Source organism: Flavobacterium sp. RHBU_24 (assembly GCF_046613695.1).
Taxonomy (GTDB): domain Bacteria; phylum Bacteroidota; class Bacteroidia; order Flavobacteriales; family Flavobacteriaceae; genus Flavobacterium.
On record NZ_JBKJHD010000006.1, the window covers coordinates 57359 to 77234 of the forward strand.

Here is a 19876-nt window from a genome sequence, read left to right on the forward strand (position 1 = left end):
CACTATAAATAGTCCATAAACATTTAATCATGAAAAAAATCTTCAGGATACCATTATGCATTATCCTCTTTTCCCTTGCATATCTTACCGCTAATGCTACCGATGGCCACGAGCTCTGGCTGCGTTCGGTAAAACCAAACCCCGTTAAAATTGTCGCAGCTTCAAAATCGAATGCCGTTGCTATAGCTGTTAAAGAACTGGAGCAGGGGTGGACCGGCCAAAGCGGCGCAACCGTTACCCTGAGCCTTGTAAAAGATGCCGCCCTGAAAGGGGATGGCTTCAGGATTACACAAACCAGCATTGAAGCAAAAACCGGACAGGGGTTACTGTATGGTGCTTACGAACTGTTGCGCCGCCAGCAAACCGGGCAGGCAGTATCAGGAGTGTCTAACCCGTCTTATAACCTGCGTATACTTAACCACTGGGATAACCTTAACGGCAGCATAGAACGCGGCTACGCCGGGGAATCTATTTTCTGGCGCAAAGGCGACAGCGCTTTTACCGTTACCGATGCCGATAAACAGCTTTGGCAGGAGTACGCCCGTGCCAATACGTCAATAGGTATAAACGGGGCAGTACTGAACAATGTAAATGCGTCGCCACAGATGCTTTCAACACAATATTTGCAAAGAGTAAAGGCTATTGCCGATGTGTTGCGCCCTTACGGAATAAAAACCTACCTGTCTATTAATTTTGCTACCCCTATAAAACTGGGCAACCTGCCTACTGCTGATCCGCTTGATAAAAAAGTTATAGCATGGTGGAAGGCTAAAGCGGATGAAATTTACAAACTGGTACCTGACTTTGGCGGTTTCCTTGTAAAAGCAAACAGCGAGGGGCAGCCGGGGCCGCAGGATTATGGACGTACCCACGCCCAGGGTGCCAATATGCTTGCCGATATACTTAAAAAGCACAACGGCATAATTATGTGGAGGGCTTTTGTATACAACGCCAGCGAAAAAGACAGGGCAAAACAGGCATACGGGGAATTTATGCCCCTTGACGGTAAATTTAGCGATAATGTTATCATACAGGTAAAAAACGGCCCTATTGATTTCCAGCCACGCGAGCCGTTTAGCCCGCTGTTTGGCGCGACGAAAAAAACACCGCTGATGCCCGAACTGCAAATTACCCAGGAATACCTGGGCCATTCGTACCAGCTTGCATTTTTAGCTACCATGTGGGAAGAATTTCTTAAAAGCGATACCTGGCAGGAAGGTAAAAACAGCACGGTTGCCCGTGTTACCGATGGTAGTGTTTTTAACCAAAAATACACAGCAATAGCGGGCGTGGCAAACGTGGGGCTGGATGCCAACTGGTGCGGGCATCATTTTGCGCAGGCCAACTGGTATGCCTTTGGCCGCCAGGCCTGGAACAATACCATGCCAGCCGCGGATGTGGCTAACGAGTGGGTAAAGCTTACGTTTTTGCCATCGGATGGCGAAACCGCCAAAGGCTGGGAAGATAATTTTTTAAAGCCCGTACAGCAAATGATGCTGGACAGCCGTGAGGCCGTGGTTAACTATTCGATGCCGCTTGGCCTGCACCACATATTTAGCGCGCATGAGCACTATGGCCCCGGCCCGTGGTATGCCCCGGCAAGGGTACGAAAAGACTGGACGCCGCCTTACTACCACCAGGCCGAAGCCGGCGGCATAGGCTTTAACCGCACCGCCACCGGCAGTAATGCCGTAAGCCAGTACCACGAGCCACTTGCATCAGAATTTGCCTCAGTAGAGAAATGCCCGGAGAAATTCTTGTTGTATTTTCATCACCTGCCATGGGATTTTAAACTGAAAAACGGCAGGGAACTGTGGGACGAGCTGTGCTACCGCTACCAGGATGGCCTGGATGAAGTACGCAACTTTCAAAAAACGTGGGATAAAGTTGCCCCTTATGTAGATGCACAGCGGTTTACAGAAGTACAAACCAAATTGCAGCGCCAGTGCAGGGATGCGCAGTTTTATAAAGACGGCTGCCTGCTGTACTTCCAGCAGTTTAGTAAGCGCCCAATACCGTATGATATTGAGCGCCCTGTTAATACGTTAGAATACTACGAGAAAACCGACCCGCTAACCATGCAGGAAGTGGTAAAGCAGTAAGACATTTTTTTGGGATAAATATTTCAGACTTTTTTAAAACCAGTAATAATTTGTAATGTGAAAAGTACCAAAGTTTTTTACACCGTTTTTATTTTAATGGCCTTTTCATGGCTTCAAGCCCAGGTGTACAATGAAAAACCCGTACCTGATAATCCTACGCACGAGTTTAGGTATACCAACCCCATTACGCGTGACAGTGCCATTGCCATGAGGGACCATTGCATTATAAAGGTAGGGGAGAAGTGGTACTGTACCGGAACGTCTGAGCCGGTGTGGACAGGTATCAACCCGGGGGTGCGCCTGCTGGAATCGGATGATTTAATTCACTGGAAACAACATTCATGGTTGATAGATTCTTCTAAACTTCCAAAGGACTGCCCGTATAATGGCAGGTTTTGGGCACCGGAAATTCATTTTATCCAAAATAAATACTGGCTTACCGTTAACAGCGGAAAGGTTACTAAGGAAGACCCCAAAGGGATGGCCACCCACAGCGTATGGTTATTCTCCTCAGATAAAGTTACCGGTCCTTATAAATTGGTTAATGGCCCTTTAACACAACAGTACAATAACGACTCTACCTTATTTGAAGATGAAGACGGGCAAACCTACTTATATTGCAGTGGCAACGGGTTGTTCCAGGCTAAAATTGACCTGAAGAGCGGGAAGCTAACCACCCCGATTACCAAGTTTCTCGATAAAAAGCAGCCAGGCTGGCCGGAATGGATGGTAGGCGGCATAGAGGGGCCTTTTGTAATTAAAAAAGACGGCACCTATTTTATGTTTTTCTCCACCTGGACACGCGGTTACGAGGTAGGCTTGTTAAAATCTAAATCGCCTTTAGGGCCGTGGGAACTTGCCGCGCCCGAACCCATCTTTGGCACACGCAAAAAAGGGTACAGGACCGACATGGCAAAATCTAACGGGTATGACGGGCTAATGTTTACGGATACCGAAGATCCTTACCAGGAAACGGGGCATAATGCCTTATTTATTGGCCCTGACGGTAATGTATGGAGCTCATGCCATTATTTCATGTATGAGAAACGGCCTTACCCTTACAGCCAGACCTTTGAAGCATGGGAAAAAGGCCCGCAAATGGGCATCGAACCGGTTTACTTTGAAAACGGACGGTTCTACATAAAGAGCGCAAGCTGGACCGAGCAGATAATCAGGTATTAAAGAATAGAAGTTGTTTCAAATAATACGGTAAACACCTTTCATTTATAATATAATAGCCAGTCATAAATAGATATGTACTGGCTATTTTTATGCTTAAATAGAGCGGAGGGATGAAATTGTTTAACCTTCTTATTCCCTTATTTTGCTTCTAAAGTAAGAGTCTGGCTTTGTAAACCGGGCGAAGTGGCTTTAAGCAGTATGGCACCTTTTTCCCTTTTACTTTTTATAATTACCAATGCCTGCCCTTTCCAGGCTTTACGGTGGGTAGCCATATAGGGGTCGATATCTTGTAAATTCGCGTTTGCCACGCCAACAATAGTCCCGGCACCTGTAGCCTCGAATGTAAGCTGGTTCTCCGCATTAGGCTGTGGTATGCCCTGTGCATCGGTAAGTTCGACCGTTACATAAATAAGGTCCTGCCCATCTGCTTTAAGCGTGGTGTTATCCGGCCTTAATTTTATTTTAGCTGTTTCTCCTGCGGTTTTTAATGTCCTTATCTCTGTTTCTTTGTCATTAACTATACCTACAGCCTTTAATTCTCCCGGCTGGTAGGGCATCTTAAATACCGCTTTAAACTCTTCATTTCGAGTAGTTGGCTTTTCGCCAATTAAGGCTCCATTGCAATAAAGCCGCACTTTATCATAATTAGAATATACCTCAACTTCAATACTTTTGCCTTCGTGCCCGGGCCAGGTCCAGCTTTCCCAAGTAGGCCAGACAGACCACATTGTTTCTTTAATTTCGCCATGATAATTATTAGGTTCTTTAACAGCGAGGTATATTTTTTTACTACTGCTGTAAAGGATTTCCCTGTAGTGAGAAATGGGTTTTCTCCAGCCAATAAGGTCTATATCGCCGCAATAGGCGCCGTGCCACGGAAAAAATTCTGCTTGCCAGTGTTGCCCTTCTATTTCACCTTTGTAGTAATACCTGCCTATGCTCGATTCGCCCAGGTAATCCATCCCTGTCCATACAAAATCGCCTATAACGTAAGGGAGGTCGTTTACCGCTTTCCAGTTGCTAAAAGCATCTCTGGGGAACGACTCCGTTTGTACAATTATACGGTTCGGAACCCGTTTATGGTCTTCTTCGGCATGGTACATCTGGTAATTATACCCTCCTATATCGTGTGCTGCAAATAATGGGTCGAATATTTCCCAGTCTTCATCCCATGCGGTCATCGCCGAAGTAACCGGACGGGTAGGGTCAAGTTTTCGTATCAGCCCGCCCAGCTTTTGGGCAGTTTCTATTGCTTCGGGCGATTTACGCTCAATGATTTCATTGCCCGTGCTCCAAAAAACAACAGATGGGTGGTTACGATCCCGTAAAACCATGGCTTCAATATCTTTTTGCCACCATGCATCAAAATAAATGGAGTAGTCGTATGTATTTTTTTTCTCCCTCCACCCGTCAAAAGCCTCATCCATAACCAGTAAACCTAAGCTGTCGCAGGCATTTAGAAATGCTTCAGATGGTGGGTTATGGCTGGTTCTTACCGCATTAAAACCTGCTGATTTCAGTAATGCTACTTTTCTAATTTCGGCATGGTCATAGGCCGCAGCCCCTAATGCCCCATTATCGTGGTGTACGCAGCTTCCGCTAATATTAATATGTTTGCCGTTTAAGACAAAGCCTTTATCTGCGCTGTATTCTATTGCGCGTATGCCAAATGATTGTGAAATTTCATCAACAATATTTTTGCCGTCTAATATCTTTATCTCTGCATTGTACAGGTAAGGCATATCCGGCGACCAAAGGTTAGGAGCATTAACTGCAATATTGGCCGAAACTTCTTTGTTTGAATTAGAGGGTATACTTACAGTCAACTCTTTGTTACCGGCTTTTTTATTATTGGCGTCATATAATTGGATAGCCAGTTGTACACTTTTAGATAAAGAAGTTTCATTTTGCAATACGGCTTTTACATTCACAGTAGCCTGTTTACGGTCAGCATGGCGTGTAGCAATAGCCACTCCCCATGGGTCTGTATGTACAGGGTTTGTTGCCGTGAGCCAAACATGCCTGTAAATGCCAGAGCCGCTGTACCACCGGCAATTTTTTTGCTGTGAGTTGTCTACCCGTACTGCAATGACATTATTTTGCCCAAACTTTACATAAGGGGTTATATCATAAGAGAATGATGAATACCCGTAGGGGCGGACCCCTAAAGATGTGCCGTTTATAAACACTTCGGAATTCATATAAACGCCTTCAAAATAAAGGCTTAGCTTTTTACCTTTCTGCAGCGCCGGAATCGTTACTGTTTTTCGGTACCATCCAATGCCTGCCGGAAGATACCCCCCATCTTTACCCATGGGGTTTTTGGCATCAAATGTACCCTCAATACTCCAGTCGTGCGGCAGGTCAAGGTTGCGCCAGCCAGCATCATTATAGTTTGCATTAGAAGCATCAGGATGGTCGCCCAATTTAAACTTCCAGTCGTAGTCGAACTTAGTTTTCCTGTCGGTACTCTTTTTCATTTGGGCATTCAGGCTGATGCTAACCAAGGCAAGCAACAGGGGTAAAAAGCTGATAATTTTTTTCATTTGTTGTGCTTGTAATATTGATTAAATATACCGTAAAATTTTATACATACTACCAGAATTATTATTCATCGGTTCGGAATGGTGCTGCGGGTAGTTTTTCAGTATTTATCAAATTAGGGTTTACCGGGTTATCAGCCCATGCGTACCGTACATATTTAGGGTCTGCAATGTCGTCGCTCCATACAATTACTTTAGAGCCCTCTATTTTTGCCTTAGCCCATACAAATTTTTTATCTGCCCCGGCTATTGCAAACTCTTCGGGTGCTTCGCCGTCGCTGGTAGTAAGCCCTGTAGGCGCATTGTCAAAAGATAGTATAATTTTATTCCCTTCTATAGTATACGATTTAAAAGTTGGACCCGTATACACTAACTTCTTGCCGTAAGCTACTTTTTCGGCGGCTAAGGCCAGGCGTTCGCCCACTTCTTGTTTCCGGTCAGGGTGTATGTCGTTCCATTCCCCCAAGTCGATAGTAACAGCCATTGCCGTATTAGGTATTGACAACGTTTTTGCCTGCGCCTCACGGAACAGTGCCCACTGGCTTTCTGAAGGCAGGTAACGGTAGTCCATAAACCCCGGCAGCTGCGCAAATATAAACGGCAGCTCTTTATTCCACTTACCACGCCAGTCTTTTATAAGTGCTGTTTGCAGCGTTGTATAGTCTTCGGCCTTGCCGGTATTGCTTTCGCCCTGGTACCATACAAAACCTTTTACCTTATAATTAATTATAGGGGCAACCATTGCATTATACAGTGCGGTAGGCTGGTTGTGCAGGGCTATGCCAAAGTTGACCGGCCTGCCCGACGGTGTATTTACACGGCCTACTTTATACTGCCAGTACCCTGTAAGGTTTATAGTGTCTTTAGCGGATGCTATATAGTAGGGCTTATCAGGTACAAAACCGCCTTTGCCCGAATTATTTGTTACCCTTACCGCAATCAGGTTCTTACCGGCCTGCAATATCCCCTGTGGCACCTCATAGCGGCGTTGCGGGTACATATAGGTGGTATTGCCTATTTTTTTGCCATTAATATACACTTCATCCGCATCAACTATGCGGCCCAGGAATACTTTAGCCTTATCAACCGTCATCGATTGTGGTACATCTATAGTGCGCCTGTACCACACCACGCCGTCGAGGTCGCGCACGCCCTGGTCTTCCCAGTAGCCCGGTATGGCAATAGTATGCCACCCTTTTTCAACATATCCGGTACTATACCATTGCTGTGTAATCCCCTTGTCTTCCGGTTCCGGCCTGCCGTTAGCTCCCTTTGCCGTTTGGCTGGCGATGTAGGCGGTATCTTTATTTTTAGTAACGGTTTCTAAAACATCAGGAAATTTTTTAAACCCGTCTTCGCTTATCCACGATTCAATGGGCGTGCCGCCCCAGCTTGCGTTAACAATGCCTATGGGCACCTTGTATTCTTCATACAGCTTTTTTGCAAAAAAGTAGGCTACCGCCGAAAAATCGCCAATATTAGCGCTGGTGGCTGTTTTCCATTCACCCTCCTTAAAATCATTTTGCGGCGCTAAAAGGTTTGTGGTATTGGGAACAAAAAACTGCCGTATCTGCACATTGTCCGCTTTAGCAATGTCTTCCGCATAGCGCACATTGTGAAGTCGCATTTGATGCACCATGTTAGACTGGCCCGCGCACAGCCATACATCGCCTATTAAGATGTCGTTTAATATTACGGTGTTTTTACCTTTAAACTCCATGGTATAAGGGCCGCCCGCTTTCATAGGGGGGAGCTTTACGCTCCACATTCCATCTTTGCCTGTAACGGCGGCATACGTTTTTTTATTAAATTTCAGGGTTACGGCTTCTCCCGCAGAAGCCCGGCCCCAGATTTTTAATTCTTCGCCGCGCTGTAGTACCATGCCATTCCCTACAATTTTAGGTAATGTAATTTGCGAAGCCATCACGGCAAACGACATGAGTGCACTGAAAAGGAACAGGAATTTTTTAAGTTTCATATAATGGTTTTATTGTAAAATTTTGAAATTATTGCCATTACGCGCAATTAAATACAAAGTAAAGATTCTGCCAATTAATTACGCATTTCTTTATTAAATATTAAAGAAATCGTTTTCGTGTTTTTTTTCGTTGTTTTTTCTTGCCAGTTTATACTAAAGAAGTATATTTGGGCAATCCTAATCCTTTACTATTTTATATCATTGAGTTGCGGTAAGATAGAACATGGGTTTAGGATATGGTCGTTTTGACAATAATATAAATAATTATATATTTGTCCCGCTTTTAAATATTAATAATCTTTATAATATAATATATGCTGTTTCTCGGTATTGACTTAGGAAGTTCTTCAATAAAACTATCTGTATATGACGCCGATAAAGGGCATACTTTAGCAGCAATCAGTGTCCCTGAACAGGAAATGGGCTTTTTTGCCGAAAACATCGGATGGGCCGAGCAGGACCCAATCCAGTGGTGGAATTATGTTAAAACAGGTATTGCCACGCTAAAGGCGGATTACAATATAAACTTTTCCCAGATTTCGGCTATAGGCATAGCGTACCAAATGCATGGGCTTGTGCTTACCGATGCGCAGCTCAACCCGGTAAGGCCATCTATAATATGGTGTGATAGCCGTGCAGCGCAAATAGGGGAGGATTTTTACAATAAGATAGGTCATAAAAAATGCCAGGACCGGATATTGGGCAGCCCGGGTAACTTTACGGTTTCTAAACTAAAATGGGTTCAGGAACATGAGCCTGAGTTGTTCTATAAAGCGGTACACATGCTGCTTCCGGGTGATTTTATAGCGGCAAAACTGTCCGGCCGTGCCCAGACTACCCCATCAGGCTTATCTGAAGCGGCACTTTGGAATTTTAGTGAAGGCCGCCTGGCTGTAGAAATTCTTGAGGCATTTGACCTCCCAACATCTATAATCCCTGAAATCGTGCCAACTTTTGGCGAACAGGCTACTATCAGCCCTGAAGTCGCACAGGAATTAGGTTTTAACCCTAACGTTAAAATAACCTACCGTGCCGGCGACCAGCCAAATAATGCGCTCTCATTAAACGTGCTTAAGCCCGGTGAAATAGCTACGACAGCAGGTACATCAGCGGTAATATATTCGGTTACCGATAAAGATGCCAGCGACGAGCAGAACCGCATCAATACATTCCTTCACGTTAACAATACTATAGAGGAAAAGCGAAATGGTGTGTTGCTTTGTGTAAACGGCTCGGGTATCCTATACAGCTGGCTGCGCAGGATAATGTCGCTGGGTAATAATGAGCCGGTTTCATACAACAAACTTAACGCGGAGGCCATGAAGGCAGAACCGGGCAGTAAAGGCCTGCGTTTTTACCCATTTGGTAACGGCGTAGAGCGTATATTTAATAATAAGCCCATATTTTCGGGTATCCAAAACCTTAATTTCAACATACACCAGTCGCCGGAGCTTGTACGTTCCGCTTGTGAGAGCATCGTTTTTGCGATGAACTATGGCTTTGATGTTATGAAAGAGTCGGGTGCGGGCGGCACAGTAGTGCGTGCCGGTATGGCTAACCTGTTTTTAAGCCCTGTTTTCAGGGAAATATTTGCTAACACTACTAATACTACTGTAGAGCTGTATAATACTGCAGGAGCAGATGGTGCGGCACGCGGCGCGGCATATGGTGCCGGGTTCTACAAAACGCTGGACGAGGCATTTACCGGGCTGCACTGCCTGGAGCGTATAGAGCCATCTACACAATTATCAAGTGTTTACACTGATATTTACCAGGAATGGAAAATGAATATTAACATTGAATATAAACAAAATGAGCAGTACAAAACAAGCTTACTTTAGTACAGTAGACAAAATAAAATTTGAGGGGCGCGAGAGCAATAACCCCCTTGCTTTTAAATGGTATGACAAAGACCTGGTTGTAGCAGGCAAACCATTAAAAGAGCACTTCAAATTTTCTATGGCCTGGTGGCATACCCTTGTAAACACAGGTGGCGACCCGTTTGGCCCCGGTACCGAAAAACATTCATGGGACAGCAACGAAGACGCTGTAACCCGCGCAAAAGATAAATTAGATGCCGGTTTTGAATTTATGGAAAAACTGGGCATCGAGTATTACTGCTTCCACGATGTGGATTTAGTAGACGAAGCCCCTACATTGGCTGAATTTGAGCAGCGTGTACAGGCGGTTGTAGCCTATGCTAAAGAAAAACAGGAAGAAACCGGCATTAAACTGCTTTGGGGTACCAGTAACCTGTTTAGCAACCCACGCTATATGAACGGTGCTTCTACTAACCCTAACTTTGATGTGGTTGCTTATGCTGCTGCACAGGCAAAAATAGCGATTGACGCTACTATTGCCCTTGGCGGTGAGAACTATGTGTTCTGGGGTGGCCGTGAAGGTTATATGAGCTTGCTGAACACTGACATTCAGCGTGAGCAGGACCACCTTGCTCAGTTCCTGACTATTTGCCGCGACTATGCACGCAGCAAAGGCTTTACAGGCAACTTCCTTATAGAGCCTAAGCCTATGGAGCCTATGAAGCACCAGTATGATTTTGACGCGGCAACCTGTATTGGTTTCCTTAACAAATACGGCTTACAGAACGACTTTAAACTTAACCTTGAGGTAAACCACGCTACGCTTGCAGGCCACACCTTTGAGCACGAAATGCAGATAGCCGCTAATGCCGGCATGCTGGGCAGCCTTGACGCTAACCGTGGCGATTATCAAAACGGCTGGGATACTGACCAGTTCCCTATAGATATTTATGAAGTTACACAGGCTATGCTTGTTTTCCTTCAGGCAGGAGGCCTTAAGGGCGGCGGTATTAACTTTGACGCCAAAATAAGGAGGAACTCAATAGACCTTGAAGATAAATTTATTGCCCACATTAGTGGTATGGATATTTTTGCACGCGGCCTTATAAGCGCAGAGCACATTTTGAAAAACACTAATTATACACAGCTTCGCAAAGAGCGCTACGCATCATTTGACGCTGGTAAAGGTGCGGAGTTTGAAAAAGGCGGACTTACACTGGAAGACCTTAGCGCTTATGCCCGCCAGAACGGTGAGCCAAAAGCATTAAGCGGCAGGCAGGAACTGTTTGAGCAGATTATTGCTAACGCATATTAATACATTATTTAAGCCATTTTAAAGATAACCCTTTAAAATGGCTTTTATCTTTTTAATTAACTATATCGATTTAGTAAAATACAATATGAAAAAACAAAATACAATAGTATATAACGCAGCAAAGTCAGTAATCCTTTTGTCGGCTGTGGCTGCAACCTCATGCAATGGTAAAGCCGATAAGGCAGCTGATACTGAGGCACCGAAAGAAGCCCCGGCTACAGAGAAAAAATTCTTGTCAGAGCCGCTGATTTCTGAAATTTATACGGCTGACCCTTCTGCCCACGTATTTGACGGTAAAATATACATATACCCGTCGCATGATATTGATGCGGGTATCCCTGAAAATGACAATGGCGACCATTTTGCCATGGACGATTACCACATCCTTTCTATGGACAGCATTGGCGGCAAGGTTACTGACCATGGTGTAGCGCTTTCTGTAAAAGATATCCCCTGGGCAAAACGCCAGCTTTGGGCACCGGATGTTGCTAAAAAAGGCGATACATACTATCTGTATTTCCCGGTAAAAGATAAAGATGACGTTTTCCATATCGGTGTTGCTACAAGCAAGTCACCTGCAGGGCCTTTTAAAGCCGAAAAGGAACCGATAAGCGGCAGCTACAGTATAGACCCTGCTGTCTTTACAGATGAGGATGGTACTTCATATATGTACTTTGGTGGTATATGGGGCGGACAGCTGCAACAGTGGGCAACCGGAAAATTTGATGCACAGGGCTCTAAAACAGACTCTAAACAGGAAGATAAACCGGCATTATCGTGCAAGGTGGTAAAACTGAGCAAAGACATGCTGCAGTTTGACGGTACCCCTGCCGATGTTGTAATCAACGACAAAGATGGTAAGCCTTTGTTAACTTCTGACCATGACAGGCGCTTTTTTGAAGGCTCGTGGATGCACAAATTTAACGGTAAATATTACTTTACCTATTCTACAGGCGATACGCATTTCCTTGCTTATGCCATAGGCGATAAACCTACAGGCCCTTTTACCTACCAGGGAACATTTATGAACCCGGTACAGGGATGGACTACGCACCATTCTATAATTGAGGTTAAGGGTAAATGGTATATTTTTTACCATGACACGCAACTATCGGGTAAAACACACCTGAGAAACATAAAAGTTACCGAGCTTACCCACAACGCGGATGGCACCATCGAACTTATAAACCCGTAGGTTAAACCATTAATAACTCATTTCATGAAATTAATAAAGAGGAGTATATTTTTATGGTCGTTTTTTATGGCTTGTGGCTTTACAAATGCCCAGGACGTAAAAGATACGTCGTTTAAAGATGCATTTAAAGGCAAATTTTATATCGGTGTCGCGCTTAACAGGTGGCAGTCTAACGGAAGCAATCCTGAAGAACAAAAGCTTATTAAAGCGGAGTTTAACAGTATTTCGCCTGAAAATGACATGAAATGGGAGAATATCCACCCCAGTAAAGACACCTATAATTTTGAACATGCCGATGCCTATGTAAAAACAGGAAAACAGATGGACATGTTTATTATAGGCCACACGCTGCTTTGGCATTCGCAAACCCCGGACTGGGTGTTTAAAGATGATCAGGGGAATTTACTTACCCGCGATGCATTGCTTAAGAGGCTCGAGGATCATATAAATACAGTGGTGGGGCGCTACAAAGGCGTTATAAAAGGCTGGGATGTGGTAAACGAAGCGCTGAACGAAGACGGCACGTTACGTAAATCTAAATGGTACAACATACTGGGAGACGACTATATAGTGAAGGCCTTTGAATATGCCCACGCTGCCGACCCTGACGCAGAGCTGTATTATAATGATTATAACTTATATAAAAAGGAAAAGCGTGCAGGCGCGGTTAAAATTGTAAACCAGCTAAAAGCAAAAGGCGTGCCTATAAAAGCAGTAGGGGAGCAGGGGCATTATAGTTTAACCGGACCGGCAATTAGTGAGGTAGAATCTACCCTGCAGGATTTTATAAAAGCGGGTGTAAATGTTAATATTACCGAGCTGGATATTTCTGTACTTCCTGATAAAGGAGCCAGCACCACAGCAGATGTATCTAACAATGCCGCATATAAAAAAGAGCTTGACCCGTATACTGATGGCCTGCCGAAGGATATAGAGAAAAAACTGGCAGACAGCTACCAAAGCCTGTTTAAGCTTTTTATGAAGTATGAAAACAAAATAGACAGGGTTACTTTCTGGGGCCTTTCAGACCGTAATACCTGGCTGAATAACTGGCCTATAAGGGGGCGTACAAATTACCCGCTGCCTTTTAACCGTGACCTGAGCGCTAAAACCCAGGTTAAAGAGGCAATTTTAAAGGCGGCCAAATAAATTTGGTGTCGCTACATCCTACCTCTTAAAGTTACATATTTAATACACAGAGCCTGCCGGAAATCATCCGGCAGGCTTTTTTTATTACGGTTATATTAGCCCACCTGAAAATAGGCTATAGAATACAAATACAGGATTTGATATACTATATAGCAACAAAAAAAGGGCAATCATGTTACCGATTGCCCTTTACTTTTTGCATTCTATTGCTTATTTAATATTCAGTGTTTTCTTAATCAGGCTGCTGCTCGATTTGTTTGGCTCGCCGGGCTGATAACCGCCTACGGCTATTTCTATATTGCCGGTAAACTGGGTGAGTGTACCATCTTCTGTAACATAAGACATATCTTCAGGAGATACATTAAAGGTTACTACTTTGCTCTCACCGGGTTTAAGGTTAATACGCTCAAAGCCTTTAAGCGCTTTTATGGGTGCTTTAATCTTAGCGTCTGTATTGCTAATGTACAGCTGTGCAACTTCGTCTCCGGCTACTTTGCCTGTATTTGTTACTTTAACCGACACTTTTACAGGCGCGCCCTTTTGTACTTTAGAAGGTAAATCTAATTTATCATACGCAAAGTTGGTATAGCTTAACCCGTACCCAAAACCATATAGCGGAGTGCCTTTAAAATAACGGTAGGTGCGGTTGTTCATAGTATAGTCGCTAAATGCAGGCAGGTCGCTGTCGCTTTTGTAAAAAGTAACGGGCAGCCTTCCTGAAGGGTTGCAGTCGCCAAATAAAATATCCGCAACCGCTGTTCCGGTGGCCTGTCCGCCATACCACGCGTTTAGTATTGCCGGTATATTTTCTGATTCCCATGGGGTTGCCACGGCACTGCCGGTCATCATTACAAATACCACGGGCTTGCCAGTTTTTTTAAGGGATTTCATTAACTCCGTCTGTATTGCAGGAAGTAGTATCGATGTGCGGTCGCCACCTTCAAACCCGGGGTCGTTTACCTTCATTTCCTCGCCTTCAAGCTGTGGCGAAATTCCTCCTACAAATACAAATGCGTCGGCGTCTTTATATTTGTTTGCGATGGCATCAAAATTGCTTTTAACATATTTTCCGGCGCTGAGCCTTATATGCCCGCTTCCATCGCCCTGAAAGTACTCAAGGGTTATGTTATACACTGTGCCTTTCTTAGCATCAAGCTCATAGGTTTTTGCACCCCAGCGGTTCCTTTCCCAGGCATCGAGCACTTTTTTGCCGTTAATTAGCAGCCTGTACCCGTCATCACCATCAACTTCAAAAGTTATCATATCATCCGCAGCGGGTTTGTAATTAGTAGAATACCGTGCTGAAAAGTTTTTTGCAATTATCGCGCCCGTTACCTGCTCGCCTTCCTGCCACATGTGCTCAGGTGTTTTTTCGGTGGTTACAACCGGCGTGCCGCTAAGCTGTACGTTATTAAAATATTCTGCTTTAAAGCCGGGTTTGCCATCATAGCTATATTCGCTACTTAAATCCTTGTAAGCAAGTATATTATTATTTGTAAAGTTTACCGCTTTTTCAAATACTACTTCAGTATTAGCGCCTACTTTATTTTTAATACCCTGCAGCACTGTTGACAGTTTTGTAGGTATACCATTATAGTTACCCAGTATAGATATAGCATTATCGGCATTAGGGCCTAATACCACTATCTTCTTTAATTGTTTGCTGAGGGGCAGGGTCTTATTTTCATTTTTAAGCAGCACCATTGATTGTTGTGCCATTTTTAAGGCAAGGTCGGTATGTTCTTTACGCTCCAGCGCGGCGCCGGTTATGTTACCGTAGGGATTAATAGAAACGGGATCGAACATTCCTAACTGAAAACGTACCATGAACAGGCGTTTTATAGAGATGTCTATTTGCGACTCCGGAATCATGCCGTCTTTAACAGCCTTAACAAGCGCTTTGTAAGCATCCGTACCACAATCTATATCAGTACCGTGAAACACAGCATCTGATGCTGCCGATTCGGCATTGGGGTGGGTTTTATGATTTTTAAAGAAATCATCGATGGCCCAGCAATCCGATGTTACATAGCCTTTAAATTTCCATTGGTTACGTAAAATGTCATTCATTAGTATATCGCTGGCGCAGCAGGGCTGCGTACGGAAAGCGTTATAGGCGCACATAACACCCACAACGTCAGACTGCGTAACCAGTTTTTTAAACGCGGGCAGGTAAGTGTCCCATAAGTCATAGGCGCTTACATCTACATCAAATACGTGCCTGTCGGGTTCCGGCCCACTGTGCACCGCATAATGTTTAGCACACGCGGCCGCTTTAAGGTATTTTGGATCGTTACCCTGCAGCCCCCGTACAAAGGCATCGCCCAGCATCGAGGTAAGGTAAGGGTCTTCGCCATAGGTTTCCTGGCCGCGGCCCCAGCGCGGATCCCTGAAAATATTTATATTGGGTGTCCAGTAGGTGAGGCCCATGTAACGATTTGTAGGACGGTCTTCCTTAATAGCTGTATTAAATATTGCACGCCCTTCGGTGGCTGAATAATCGGCCATCGTAAATAAAGATGTTTTATCAAATGTTGCCGCCATTGCAATTGCCTGCGGGTATACGGTAACCTTGTAAGGTGTGCGGGCCACCCCGTGCAGGGTTTCGTTCCACCAGTCATACGCCGGTATACCAAGGCGTTCTATGGCGGGAGACGCATTAAGCATCTGAGATACTTTTTCCTCCAGGGTCATGCGGCTTACAAGGTCGTCTACACGGGTTTCAAAACTTTTGTTATGGTCCTGAAAAGGGTATTGGTTTTGTGCGGCGCATTTATTGTGCTGAAATAAAATAATTACAGCGAGTACTGTAAATCGTTGATACAGGTTCATTTGTTTTAATTTTAGTTTTTAAGTGTTAATGGCAGATATTTATCAAAAATATGCCATGTGGTACAGATATGGTTATATACAATTAAATAGTTACGAATACGTTTTAGTGAATGGTATAAAAAAGCCTCATGAGGTGTTATAAAAAAGCTGCATTATGAATTTTTATTTAGCAGATTATAAACTCCGGTATAATACGATGGCCCGTTGGCAAAAAAACATTCTAATGATAATTTGCCTAAAATTAAAACATATTATAGTTATAGGCAAGTAGCCACAATTGAATAAATACAAATTAAGCAGGAGATATAATTTTATTAAATTACCTCAAAATAAAATATTCAATGAAACACACTTTTTATTGAATATTTGATTGTTTACCTGCTGTATTGTAAGTTATATCTAATATATTCTAATTATTGTAAAAATGTATAAAATACACTAATTAATTTACTAAAACGTATTCGTAGATTTTCGGATGGTTTTTGTGCTTGGTAAAAACTAAATTCTACTTTTGGTGCTGTTACCATAAGATGCTGTTTATTATTAAGAGTTGATATGTGGGGGGATGCGTATTGTTTTTTTACGAAATCGTTTTAGTTGCACACTACTCCATAATTAATATCTTAAATTATAAACAATCTAATTAATACAAAAATAACTAATAATTAACCGATTTAACTTATGGAGAAAATCTACAAAGTATCAATTTTATCAAAACGCTTGATACTCTTATTTGCGTTATTATGCATTCCGCTTAGTTATGCGCAGGCGCAGACTACCGTAACAGGAAAAGTAATTTCCGGGACAGACCAGTTAGGTATTCCCGGTGTAAGCGTTATGGTTAAAGGTACCACAAATTCAACTTCAACTGATGTTGATGGTAACTTTACAATCAGCGCCCCGCAAAACTCAGTTTTAGTGTTCAGCTCAATCGGGTTTACAACACAGGAAGTTGTTGTAACCCAATCAACAATTAACGTTACCCTAACAGAAGAGTCAAAGCAACTTGAAGAAGTAGTGGTTATAGGATACGGTACCCAGCGCAAAGAAGCGGTAACCGGTTCAGTAGCTTCAATAAAAGGTGACGCATTACGTGAAATGCCTACAGCTAACATTACACAGGCGCTACAGGGACGTGTTGCTGGTGTTGAAATTACGCAAACATCGAGCAGGCCGGGTGCCGCATTGCAAATACGCGTGCGGGGTGCGAGGTCGCTTGATGAGAATGCTAATAGCCCACTAATTGTACTTGACGGTATACCTTTTGGTGGTTCGCTATCAGATATTAACCCCGGCGATATTAAGAGCCTTGATATCCTTAAAGATGCTTCGGCAACTGCTATTTATGGTTCAAGGGGGTCCAATGGTGTTATCCTGATTACTACCAATAAGGGTGTAATGGGCCAGGAGGCTAAAGTTACCTACAACGGCTACACCGGGGTACGGACTGTATTTTCGAGGGTTCCGATGATGAGCGGCTCTGAATTTGCACAGCTTCGCGCAGATGCCGGTGTAATTGGGGTACAGTTTCAAAACACCGTAGACGAGTCTAATGATGTAAATACCGACTGGCAGAAACTTATCTTAAAGGATGCCGGTATGATAACCAGCCACGATATAGGTATAGCCGGTGGAACACCTAAAGGGAGCTATAATTTTAGTACCGGTTATTTTAAAGACGAATCAGTGATACCCTTGCAGGATTACGAGCGTTTTTCACTCCGTGGTGCATTCGACCAAAATGTAGGCGCTTTCCATTTTGGTATAAATACTACTAACAATTATGCAATAACCAATAATGGAGTAGGGGCTATGTATAATGCATTGTCTTTGTCTCCAATAATTAATCCGTATAACGAAGACGGAACCATTAAAGAAACGGTACAACAGCAAACTTCTGGAACACTATGGACACCAACCCGTGAGCGCTATGAAGCCGCGGGGGATAATTTTGTAAGCCAAAACAGGGCATTCAGTTCATACAACAGCCTTTTTGCCGAAGTTAAAATACCCGGCGTTGAGGGCCTTAAGTACCGTATAAACCTTGGCTTGAATTTCCGCCAGAGCTTTGATGGTAACTTTACAGGCAAAGGTACATTTAACGCGGTTCCCCAAACGGTTTCTACTGCCTCTATAGGTAATGCCAATACCAGGGAATGGACGGCTGAACATTTATTGACATATGACAGAACATTTGGCAAACATTCAGTTAGCGCTGTAGCTTTATATTCTGCGCAACAAAGAGAAGATAACAGGTCTACCGCTTCAGCAAGGGATATCCCTAACGACAATTTTCAATTTTACAGTTTAGGCCAGGCTAACATTATTGCCATTGCCCCTAATGAACAGACATATAGTAAAAGGGGCTTAATGTCATATATGGGCCGTGTAATGTATTCGTATGATGACCGCTACATGCTAAGTGCGGCTTACCGTTCAGACGGTGCGTCGGTACTGGCCCCTGGTAATCAATGGCATGCCTACCCGGCTATCTCTGTGGGGTGGAATATTAAAAAAGAGGCATTTATGGCTGGCGCTACTGCCATAGACCAGTTAAAGCTTCGTGCAGGCTACGGCCAGGCATCAAATCAGTCTATAGCTCCGTACACTACATTGGGGTCTTTAGGGACGCGCCCTTATAATTTTGGCAGCACAAATGTGTTTGGCCTTAATGTTAGTACAGCGCCTAACCCAAATTTAGGATGGGAATATACGGCAACATATAACTACGGTTTAGACTTTGGGTTCCTTAACGGGCGCTTAACAGGCACATTAGAATATTATAACCAGCAAACCAGCGATGTACTTATGAGCCTTGGCCTTCCCGCGACTGCCGGTACGGGTAGTTATTTAACTAATATTGCAAAAACGGAAAACAAGGGTATTGAGTTTTCTCTTAACGGTATCATTATAGATAACAAAGGCGGCTTTACCTGGGATGCAGGTGTTAACATATACGGCAACCGTAATAAAATTGTTAGCCTTGCATCGGGACAAACAAGGGATGAGGGTAACCAATGGTTTGTGGGGCATGCCATCAACTCAATTTTTGACTATAAGTACATTGGGCTTTGGCAGGAAGGTGATCCTTACAGGGACATTTTAGAGCCGGGCGGAAACGTGGGTATGATAAAAGTGCAATATACGGGAGAGTATAATACTGATGGAACACCGGTTAGGGCAATTGGCCCGGCTGACCGCCAGATATTAGATATAAACCCTAAGTACCAGGGCGGTTTTAATACCCACGTAACCTACAAGAATTTTGATTTTGCGGCTATTGGCGCCTTCCAGCATGGCGGTATACTGGTAAGCACGCTTTACGGCGGTTCCGGCTACCTTAATACCCTGAACGCAAGGTCTGGTAATAACGTTAGTGTTGATTACTGGACACCGGAAAATACCGATGCCAGATATCCGAGGCCGGGCGGTATACAGGGTGGAGATAACCCTAAATATGCGAGTACATTGGCCTATTTTGATGCCTCTTATGTAAAAATACGTACCCTCACACTGGGATATTCGTTTACACAAAAATTTATTAAAGATGCCGGAGTAGACAGGTTAAGGTTGTATTGTACGGTGCAAAACCCCTTTGTTATTTACTCGCCTTACTATAAAGAGTCGGGTATGGATCCTGAACCAAACTCTTACGGAAATGAAAACGTTGCCGTGGGCGGACCCCGCCGTATACCTATAGTAGGTACAAACACCCCGGTAACCCGTAATGTTATAATAGGATTGAATTTAACATTTTAAA

General features: G+C 43.8%; 10 protein-coding genes. 7 read left to right on the plus strand and 3 right to left on the minus strand.

All coding sequences use genetic code 11. The features are described 5' to 3' along the window. Positions 1 to 29: 29 nt before the first annotated feature. Entirely contained in the window at positions 30 to 2102 is a 2073-nt protein-coding gene (locus ACLI09_RS07945; protein WP_411419071.1) for an alpha-glucuronidase, read from the plus strand. Positions 2103 to 2198: 96 nt separating this feature from the next. Further along, entirely contained in the window at positions 2199 to 3284 is a 1086-nt protein-coding gene (locus ACLI09_RS07950; protein ID WP_411419072.1) for a glycoside hydrolase family 43 protein, read from the plus strand. A gap of 137 nt (positions 3285 to 3421) precedes the next feature. Here the strand turns inward: ACLI09_RS07950 and ACLI09_RS07955 are convergent, their stop codons facing one another. After that, the gene (locus tag ACLI09_RS07955; protein ID WP_411419073.1) at positions 3422 to 5830 is read right to left on the minus strand and encodes a sugar-binding domain-containing protein; all 2409 of its coding nucleotides are present in this window, start codon (positions 5828 to 5830) and stop codon (positions 3422 to 3424) included. A gap of 61 nt (positions 5831 to 5891) precedes the next feature. After that, on the minus strand, positions 5892 to 7805 hold the full coding sequence (locus ACLI09_RS07960) for a sialate O-acetylesterase (RefSeq protein WP_411419074.1): 1914 nt from the start codon (positions 7803 to 7805) through the stop codon (positions 5892 to 5894). Between the two features lie 314 nt (positions 7806 to 8119). On the opposite strand from ACLI09_RS07960, the gene ACLI09_RS07965 reads away from it, so the two are divergent. The 4 genes from ACLI09_RS07965 to ACLI09_RS07980 all read left to right on the plus strand — a co-directional run bounded on the left by ACLI09_RS07965 (position 8120) and on the right by ACLI09_RS07980 (position 13284). Continuing rightward, positions 8120 to 9646 carry a xylulokinase gene (locus ACLI09_RS07965; protein ID WP_411419075.1) on the plus strand — a complete coding sequence of 509 codons (1527 nt, stop codon included), beginning with the start codon at positions 8120 to 8122 and terminating at the stop codon, positions 9644 to 9646. Next, on the plus strand, positions 9618 to 10940 hold the full coding sequence (gene xylA / locus ACLI09_RS07970) for a xylose isomerase (protein ID WP_411419076.1): 1323 nt from the start codon (positions 9618 to 9620) through the stop codon (positions 10938 to 10940). Before ACLI09_RS07965 ends, xylA begins: the two co-directional genes overlap by 29 nt. 85 nt (positions 10941 to 11025) lie before the next feature. Then, complete coding sequence (locus ACLI09_RS07975; protein ID WP_411419077.1) at positions 11026 to 12135, plus strand: glycoside hydrolase family 43 protein; 1110 nt, start codon at positions 11026 to 11028, stop codon at positions 12133 to 12135. 24 nt (positions 12136 to 12159) lie between these two features. Beyond that, positions 12160 to 13284 (plus strand): endo-1,4-beta-xylanase, encoded by a 1125-nt coding sequence (locus ACLI09_RS07980; RefSeq protein ID WP_411419078.1) that lies wholly within the window; start codon positions 12160 to 12162, stop codon positions 13282 to 13284. A gap of 210 nt (positions 13285 to 13494) precedes the next feature. Here the strand turns inward: ACLI09_RS07980 and ACLI09_RS07985 are convergent, their stop codons facing one another. Then, positions 13495 to 16116, minus strand: a complete 2622-nt coding sequence (locus ACLI09_RS07985) for a glycoside hydrolase family 3 C-terminal domain-containing protein (protein ID WP_411419079.1) — start codon at positions 16114 to 16116, stop codon at positions 13495 to 13497. Between the two features lie 681 nt (positions 16117 to 16797). On the opposite strand from ACLI09_RS07985, the gene ACLI09_RS07990 reads away from it, so the two are divergent. Continuing rightward, entirely contained in the window at positions 16798 to 19875 is a 3078-nt protein-coding gene (locus tag ACLI09_RS07990) for a SusC/RagA family TonB-linked outer membrane protein (RefSeq protein WP_411419080.1), read from the plus strand. Position 19876 lies beyond the last annotated feature (1 nt).